The organism is Streptomyces sp. NPDC050263 (assembly GCF_040655955.1).
In the GTDB taxonomy this organism is placed as follows: Bacteria; Actinomycetota; Actinomycetes; order Streptomycetales; family Streptomycetaceae; genus Streptomyces.
The window spans coordinates 20831-27994 of sequence record NZ_JBFAKW010000125.1; the positions used below are offsets into that span (position 1 = coordinate 20831).

The window sequence follows — 7164 nt, forward strand, 5'->3', positions numbered from 1 at the left end:
CGCGCGAGGGCCCGAGAGGGAGGGGATTGAGCGAGGGGAGGGGGAGAAGAAGCCGGTCAGACGACTCGGCGGGCGGCGACGATGTCTGCACGCCAGTCGGCGAGGGTCGAGATCTTGACCACGTCGCCGGTCTTGGGGGCCTGCAGGATCAGCCCCTGGCCGATGAACATCCCGACGTGTTCCGGCACTTCGGCCGGACCGCGGGTGAACAGGAGGTCACCCGGCTTGAGGGCATCGACGCTGACCGCCTTGCCCTCTTTGACCTGCGTATACGTCGTCCGGGAGATCGAGACACCGCCGGCCTTGTACGACGCCTGCATCAGCGAGGAGCAGTCGCACCGGCCCAACGGGTCCTGGCCGTGCGGAGCAGAGCACGTGCCGCCCCACTGATACGGCGTACCGAGCTGACCGAGCCCCCAACGGATCGCCGTACGCACCGACTTGGGCGCACTCGCCGGGATCTGGTACCGGTCGGGGACGGCTCCCGCGGGAATCGGGCCGAACGAGGACCCGTCCTCGCCAGCGCCGCACCCGGCCGTCGAGGCAGCCGCCTGCTCGACGGCACCGCCCGTGTCGCTGTCCTTGCCGGAACTCCCGTTCTGGCCCTGCGACTTGGCGATGGCCTTCTGGAGGGCCGTGGCCAGCGGCTCCCACTTCGCGTACGCATCGGGGAAACCGCTCTTCTGAACCGCCTGCGCGGCCTGGGCGATAGTCATCGAGTGCCAGCCCGAGACCTTGAGCAGGCCCTCGTAGAACTTCGTCGAGGCATGCACCGGATCGCGAACCTGCGCAGCCGTACCCCAGCCCTGGCTGGGACGCTGCTGGAAGAGACCGAGCGAATCCCGATCGCCGTAATCCAGATTCTGGAGCCCCGACTCCTGCAGAGCCGTGGCCAGGGCCACGATCTGCCCCCGCGTCGGCACGTTCATCGCGACACCGGTGGCCTGGATCGTCTTGGCGTTCGGTATCTGCTCCTCGGGATCATCCAGCCCCGAAACGGACACCGACCCCTTGCCGTCGCCCTTGAGGATCGTCTCCACCTGCTTCGCGACCGCCGCGCTGTCCACAGCTTGTGCACCGTCCGCGGAACAGGAGGCCTGGGCACTGCTGGAACCAGCGAGAGCGACAGCGACCGGCGCTATCAACAACGTCGGGCCGAGCGCCACGGCCCCAGCTATGGCAACGACCTTCTTCACGGGCGTGGCCCGAACGCCGGCTGACGGGACAGGGAACTTGGTCCTGGGGATGGGCGCGCCTGGGCATGCTGCATCGGCAGCTCCTTACTCGTAGGCAGCGCGGCACAGGCGTTCTCGTCGAAAAGGCCACCAGCACCGCGCCGGTTATGAATTTGCAATCCCTGAGGGAGGCAGGGAAACCAGGGCCGGGAGCTGCTAACTCCCGGCCGCTGGGCTCCTCACTGGAAAGCGGCAGCCAGCCGCGCTCGTAATCTCACTCGCCACATGGGGAGTCCCCTTCGCCGATTAGGAAGCCAGTCGGTGAGGTGTAAGGCACGCTGCCCTTTGGACGGAACAGCACACATCGACACAGCTCAGCAGGGGCGGAACCAGATCCCGTCCTGCGAACACGGCGAGACTGTAGAGACGAAAACCGGCCGCACCAAACAACCCGTGCCTCGGACGGTTTCAGGTTGCTGAACGCAGAGCCGACTCATTGGGTGCGGCCGGAATTCGGGGTTAACCTCCAGCGCATTGCTCGGCCTGGAAGCTGCTTCCGTAGTTCCGCGGAGCGACCCATGCCGACGTGCGCAGCCCTCCCCGAACGGAGAAATACGCGCACGACCGCCTCCCTGAAAGAGAGAACCGCGCAATGCCGTACACCCTGTACCGAGGCGACGCGCTGACCGCCCTCGCCGGCATCCCCGACAACAGCGTCGACGCCGTGATCACGGACCCGCCCTACAACAGCGGCGGCCGAACGAGCAGCGAGCGCACTGGTCGCTCCGCGCGCGCGAAGTACACCTCGGCCGACGCCGAGCACGACCTCGCCAACTTCCCCGGAGAGAACCGAGACCAGCGCTCGTACGGCTTCTGGCTCACCCTCCTGCTTACCGAGTCCTATCGCGCGACCGTCGAGTCCGGCACCGCGCTCGTCTTCACCGACTGGCGGCAGTTGCCGACGACGACGGACGCGCTCCAGGCCGCCGGGTGGACCTGGCGGGGGATCGCCTCGTGGCACAAGCCGGTCTCCCGGCCGCAGAAGGGCCGGCTCAAGCAGTCGTGCGAGTACATCGTCTGGGGAACCAAGGGACCCGTCGACGCCAACCGCAACCCCGTCTACCTGCCCGGCCTCTACACGGCGAGCCAGCCCCGGAAGGGCCGCGTGCACATTACGCAGAAGCCTGTCGAAGTCATGCAGGAGCTGGTCAAGATCTGCCCGCCAGGTGGAACGGTCCTCGACCCCTTCACCGGCTCAGGAACGACCGGCGTCGCCGCCTTGCGAGAAGGCCGCCAGTTCATAGGCGCCGAACTCTCCGAGCACTACGCCGACATCGCAGAACAGCGCCTTCGCAATGCCCTCACCCAGGAGGACTTCGAGCTGGCAGGACCCGAAGAATGAGACCAGAAGCATGCCAAAACATCACAACTGAATCAAAAATGGGGGTGTTCGGGTCATCGACGTAGCGATGACCCGAACACCCCCAACTCCTGGGATCAGTTTCCCCCGATACTGCGCCGAACAAGGTCGCCGGCCCTCGCCAGATCCTCCTGGGACCGGATCCGCACCTCCAAGTCGCCGGTACCCAGACACCCGATCCCTCGCACGTCACGAGTGAAGCCCCCGCACAGCTCGACCGTGTCCGGATCGACCGTGAGCCGCACCACGAGCGTGTGGCTCCGGGGCTGGAAGCGGACCGTGGCGACATTCTTGATCTTGCGGTAGGCGATGTAGTGGAGCTGGAACTCCTTCTGTACATCGCCATGGCCGCTCAGCATCGCATCGAGGTCGGCATACAGACCCCGCAGCGACTCCGGGGCACTCTCGAAGATTTGCCGCACGGACTTGACCGTTGAACCGCCACCCGCAGGCAGGACGGACGAGGTACTCATGGCACCGGCCTGGAGCCGAGGCGGCGTCGCGGAGCCCGCCATGGAGGCGACAAGCTGCAGTGCCAGGAGCCCTCCCCCGAAGTCGCAGTAGCTCACCAAGTCGATGCGGCGTCCGATCTCCTCCACGGCGTTCACATCGTGCACGGTGAAATCCCCCGCGATGCAGACTAGGCGAGGATTGCTCCAGTCGACCGAGCCAGCCGCCTCGTCGCCCAGCCGCTTCTTCACCAGGCTCTCGAACTCGTGCCGATGATCTCGCAGCCACGCCAGATACGACAGGGCCTGTGTGATGACCGCTTTACCATTCGAACGTTTGTATTCCACGATGACCGGGTTGCTGTTCTCGTCGAGGCCGAGTGAATCGATCCTCCCGCGGTGGCGAGGGCCGGTGGCGTACTCCGAGGCCAGGAACCGGATCCCGAGCATGGCCTCCATGTTCGCCTCAATCAGCGTCTGCAGATGGCGCTCCAGCGCCACTGCCGAGCCGGCGACCTCGACTGACCGGCCATCCATGACGCGGAACAGCTTCAGATCGTTCACCGGTTCCCTCCCCGTTCACCCCAGCACCTTCCATCGAACAATCGCCCCAGGGTCGGGCAGTATTCCGGGCGGGCGGGTGCTTCGTGATGTACTGCAGATCACCGCCGCCCGGTGGATGTCCATGGTGGAGGCCGTCGGCCAACCGCTGAGGCGAGGTCCCGGGCTGGCGATACGAGTGATGGTGAGCCAGGAAGGACCGCGGTGCAACGCATCGGTCTCTACTACCCGTACATCCATTTCCGGGACGAGAAATGGATGAAGATAGCCGCCCTCTACTGGCCTCGCATGGCACGGGTGGTTCCCCGCGGCTTTCCGGTCGTCGACCACGAGACGGCGACCGCTCTCCGCACCGAGCTGGACTTCCTCGTGGACGTCGATCCGCAGGAAGCTGCCCAAGCGGTCGCTCCGCGCTTTCTGCGTGTCCTGAATGATCACGGTACCGAATTGCGCGAGCGCTACCTGGCCGATGCAGCGCGTGGCATGCAGACAAACTCGTCCCACGAACCTCCCCACGTAGGCGGCAGTTCCCCCGTAGTGACGGTGGAGCCGACTTCGCAGACCGATCACCTCACGCTGCCGGTTGATATGCGCCCGCTCGCCGGCCTCTATTGGGACGAGCTCGAGCCCGGACTTCGCAGCGCGCTTTTCGACTCAGGACTCGCCGTCGCAACCACGCGATCCCGGCTCGCCGACCCGCTTTTCCTGCGATGGGTTGCCACCGACCCCACTCTGGCGTGGGTCTACAAGTGCGCGCTCACCGAAGAGTTGGCCCGACGCACGCGCTACGCACCGACTACCGACCAGGTCGCCGCCCACAGCGCAACGGACGGCTGGGACACCGACCGTATCGCTGAGGCCCTTCTGGACCGGCGGACCCCGGCAGTAGACAGCGACTTCGCCCGCCACATCGGGCTCATGGCGCTGAAATTCGTGCTGCCGGCGAGCCTCGACGACGTGCCTGTCGAGAAGATCATCAACCTGCGGCAGCGCTACGAAGCCGAGTTCACGGCCTTCACCAGCGCGGTTTCCGCTGCCGCCTCCGACCTGGAGGTGAACCTTGCTGGCATCGAGGATCCCCAGGCGCTGAGGGAACACCTCAAGGTCGACTTCGAGAGCCGCTTCAAGTCACCTTTGCAAGACCTCCGGAAGGCCATGAACGGGCTGCACCTCAAGACAGCCACCGGCATCATGAACTACAAATTCGAGCTTGGATCCCTCACCACACTGCTCGCGACCGTGGCTGGCCAGGGGCCCGTGACCGCAGCCGGAGTAGCTCTTGGCGCAGCTACGATGCGCCAGGCAACCGCAGAAGCCCGTGATACGCAGCTGCGCAACTCCCCGGTCGGCTACCTGCTCAGGATTGAGCGCAACCTGCAACCCGCGTCACTCGTCCAACGCATCTCCCGGAGCCTCGCCCGGGGTGTCGGTACGGGTGTGTGATCGTGTCCTCGCCAGAGCAGCGGATGCCCTGGCACAGCGGCGGGATCTAATGCGGCACTTGAGGCACTGGTTGATTCAGTCAGCCTCGATCGGAACAAGGGCGGTCAACGACTCCACCGGGACCGGGTACTTGGTCTTCATGAGGTCGGAGTAGGAACGAAGTGCCCTACTGATCTGTACCTTTGTGCGCGGGGCCAGGTGGACGAGAAGCAGGTCGTAGAGCAGCTGGGTGTGGTCCTTACCGCTGGCCATCTTGCCCTGCTGCTTCCCCTCAGGAGTCTCGATCCACATGGATGAGAAGGGCGCTGCTGACATCTTCCAGTCCAGGGCTGACAGGCGCTTCATCAGCTCTTCCCACTCCAGTGTTTCCTGTTCCAGGATGTGTCGTACGGCCCGTGCAACTTGCACCTGGACTGCCGGGCGCATGAACGGGTGGCCGGCTCCATCTCGGCCCTTCGGTGCGCGCACGTCCTTGGGGGCCTGGGCGGTGAGGTAGCGCTGACGTAGGTTCCCGCAGGCATCAAGGAGATCCTGGACACGAGTCGCGAGGATGTCGTAGCTCTGGTCGAGGAGATCGTCCGTAGCCCGTTGCGTCGACTGCTCCGCGGTGCAGGGGAGGTCGAAGCCGATTTCCTTGACGACGTCATAGAGCACGCCGATTGTGCTCCAGGCTGGGCTAGTGGCGGTGATCGAGCGCTGGGCGAGGACCAGTTCGCCATCCTGGCCGACCTTGCTGAACACGAGGACGACCTTGTCCCGGCTCAGGAAGGGGTGATCGTCGAGCAGGCGGCGGGTGAGAATGGCGAAGCTGTCGTCCTCGTCGAGCGCGATGTTCTCCTGCGCGTTGGTGCTCTTGGCGTTGCGGTTGATGTTGGTGAACAACCGCCTAGTGCGTCGACGTCCGTCCGGGGTGTCGAAGTGGGGTACGACGATGACGTTGATGTCTTCGCCGCCCAAGTCGGGGTCCCGCTTGATCGCATCCTTGATCGCCTTGAGCCGGTGCTGACCGTCGAGGGCGAAGAACTGTTGCGTTCCATCGAAGGTGAGGACGCCGAAGTTGCGGTCGAGGCCGGCAAGAACTGCCTGGTTCGCGTCGTCCGTGTCCATCGATACTTCAAGGTAGTTGGGATCCCCGCCCCAGACCGCGATGATGATGGCTCCGAGGAAACGGTTCTCGTTGCTGAGCAGGTAGTCAGTGATCTGCGCTGTGCGAGTTCCGACGCCTCGCTGGATCATGGTGCCGAGGTCCTGATTCCCCCCGAGTTCATGCGCGAAGTTGATCTCGCGCGCCACCTGCGCGTAGCTCATCAAGCAGGAGTAGTAGGTCCAGTTGCCCACCTGGGCCTTGAAGGCGGGGACGAAGGTCTTGGATGCCATGTCTTCCTCGATGTCGGGATGCTGAAGTCAGCTATCGCGCAGAGCCGGTTGGGGGATGCTGCTGAGCCGGCCACGCAGCTTCGGCCGGTTCTGGTTGTTCAGAGGTGGGTTGTACAAGTTGATCAGCCGGGCCTCTAGGTTCTTGATCTTGGCGCGGTCTTCAACTGTGGCGAACCAGAACTCCAGGGGGCGAAGGGCAAGGTAGTGCGTGAGTCGGCCGGCCCGGGTGGTTGGAGGCTCCTCGGTCCAGAGGTGCTCGGGGTTGCCTCGAAGGTGCTTCTTGTAGTCCTTGTACCTGTTTCGGAGCGTGTTGCCACGTTGTCCTGATCCACCTGCCTGGCCTATGTAGAGAACCTGGTGGAAGCTGCTCCGTGAGTCGTCAGCCATCGCGAGCCTGATCGATGGGCGCCAGACGAACATGTAAAGCCCGGCCTCGTCAGGTAGTGCGCTGCCGAGGCTCTCGACCGCGAGGGCTTGTTCCCAGAGAGAGGCATGCTCCTCCAGGTCGTCCTGCAGGACTTTGTGGGCCGGGACATCGAGCATGGGAGCGATGCCGAGTCGGATGTCCAGCGAAGGGCCGGCTTCAGTGCGGTGGCGGATGACGGAGCGCTCGTGGGTGTCTGGTATCGCCATTCCTCAAGGCAGGGGCTTCCCCCTTGTAGGTGGACACCTTCGATCCGGCCCCGCAGGGGACCGGCCAGAAGGAGTCATTTATGGTGATGAGGGTATACTCGCCCGA

The 7164-nt window shown here is 64.7% G+C and carries 6 protein-coding genes; 2 read left to right on the forward strand and 4 right to left on the reverse strand.

Translation table 11 applies throughout. From position 1 onward, the window contains the following. Positions 1-56: 56 nt before the first annotated feature. On the reverse strand, positions 57-1196 hold the full coding sequence (locus AB0J04_RS37020; RefSeq protein ID WP_363173003.1) for a C40 family peptidase: 1140 nt from the start codon (positions 1194-1196) through the stop codon (positions 57-59). A gap of 631 nt (positions 1197-1827) precedes the next feature. Between AB0J04_RS37020 and AB0J04_RS37025 the strand changes: the two genes are divergently transcribed. Continuing rightward, entirely contained in the window at positions 1828-2577 is a 750-nt protein-coding gene (locus AB0J04_RS37025) for a site-specific DNA-methyltransferase (protein WP_363173004.1), read from the forward strand. A gap of 95 nt (positions 2578-2672) precedes the next feature. On the opposite strand, the gene AB0J04_RS37030 is transcribed toward AB0J04_RS37025, so the two are convergent. Further along, positions 2673-3608 carry a DUF5655 domain-containing protein gene (locus AB0J04_RS37030; protein WP_363173005.1) on the reverse strand — a complete coding sequence of 312 codons (936 nt, stop codon included), beginning with the start codon at positions 3606-3608 and terminating at the stop codon, positions 2673-2675. A 201-nt stretch (positions 3609-3809) separates the two neighbouring features. On the opposite strand from AB0J04_RS37030, the gene AB0J04_RS37035 reads away from it, so the two are divergent. Beyond that, positions 3810-5048 (forward strand): DUF6236 family protein, encoded by a 1239-nt coding sequence (locus tag AB0J04_RS37035; protein ID WP_363173006.1) that lies wholly within the window; start codon positions 3810-3812, stop codon positions 5046-5048. Positions 5049-5123: 75 nt separating this feature from the next. Here AB0J04_RS37035 and AB0J04_RS37040 read toward each other — a convergent pair whose 3' ends face one another. Together AB0J04_RS37040 and AB0J04_RS37045 are read right to left on the reverse strand one after the other, a co-directional pair. Further along, the gene (locus AB0J04_RS37040; RefSeq protein ID WP_363173007.1) at positions 5124-6425 is read right to left on the reverse strand and encodes a DNA sulfur modification protein DndB; all 1302 of its coding nucleotides are present in this window, start codon (positions 6423-6425) and stop codon (positions 5124-5126) included. A 27-nt stretch (positions 6426-6452) separates the two neighbouring features. Further along, positions 6453-7058 (reverse strand): hypothetical protein, encoded by a 606-nt coding sequence (locus AB0J04_RS37045; RefSeq protein WP_363173008.1) that lies wholly within the window; start codon positions 7056-7058, stop codon positions 6453-6455. Positions 7059-7164 lie beyond the last annotated feature (106 nt).

Coding starts and splice junctions, on each gene's coding strand:
- AB0J04_RS37025 (WP_363173004.1), top strand. CDS start 1,828: ATGCCGTACACCCTGTACCGAGGCGACGCGCTGACCGCCCTCGCCGGC.
- AB0J04_RS37040 (WP_363173007.1), bottom strand. CDS start 6,425: ATGGCATCCAAGACCTTCGTCCCCGCCTTCAAGGCCCAGGTGGGCAAC.
- AB0J04_RS37045 (WP_363173008.1), bottom strand. CDS start 7,058: ATGGCGATACCAGACACCCACGAGCGCTCCGTCATCCGCCACCGCACT.